Origin of the sequence: Sandarakinorhabdus sp. DWP1-3-1 (assembly GCF_049896705.1) — a bacterium.
Taxonomy (GTDB): Bacteria; Pseudomonadota; Alphaproteobacteria; order Sphingomonadales; family Sphingomonadaceae; genus Sandarakinorhabdus.
The window spans coordinates 1-716 of record NZ_JAFCUV010000006.1; the positions used below are offsets into that span (position 1 = coordinate 1).

Genomic DNA, 716 nt, shown 5'->3' on the forward strand with positions numbered 1-716 from the left:
CCGGCGCTCAAGGTTTCGGGCAGTGTTGCCCTGGTTTCCGACTACCGCTTTCGCGGCGTGTCGCAGTCGAACAACGGCCTTGCCGTGCAGGGCGGCCTGACGCTCAACCATGAATCGGGTCTTTATGGCGGCTTCTGGGCATCGAACCTGGCCGGCTGGGGCACCTTTGGCGGTCCCAACCTCGAGCTCGACCTGTTCGCCGGCTACAAGCTGCCGCTCGGCGGCGGTGCGCTCGATATCGGCGGTACCTTCTATCAATATCCGGGCGGCGCCTCCAGGACCTCGTTCTTTGAACCCTATGTCAAGCTGACCGGCACCGCCGGCCCGGTCGGCCTGACCGCCGGCGTCGCCTATGCCTGGAACCAGACGGCGCTCGGCAACTGGTCGAACGATGTCGACAGCCGCATCGGCGACAAGGAAGACAATCTGTACGTCTGGGGCGACGCCGCCTTCGGCATCAAGGACACGCCGGTCACGCTGAAGGCCCATATCGGCTATTCGAACGGCAACCCCGGCCTTGGCCCCAACGGCACCAGCGTCGCGCCCACCGGCAGCTATTGGGACTGGCTGGTCGGTGCGGATTTCGTCGTCGGGCCCGTCACGCTCGGCGTCGCCTATGTCGACACCGACATCAGCGACACCAGCTTCGACTATCTCCGCCTGCAGCCGAACTTTTCAAAGTTCCAGATCCCCGGCGGCGACCCGATCTCCAACGG

The 716-nt window shown here is 64.9% G+C and carries 1 protein-coding gene; it reads left to right on the plus strand.

Features of this window, described 5'->3' with window-relative positions:
* Positions 1-716: TorF family putative porin (locus tag ACP7AI_RS17540; protein ID WP_426170266.1), on the plus strand; the 716-nt coding region annotated here is incomplete at both ends.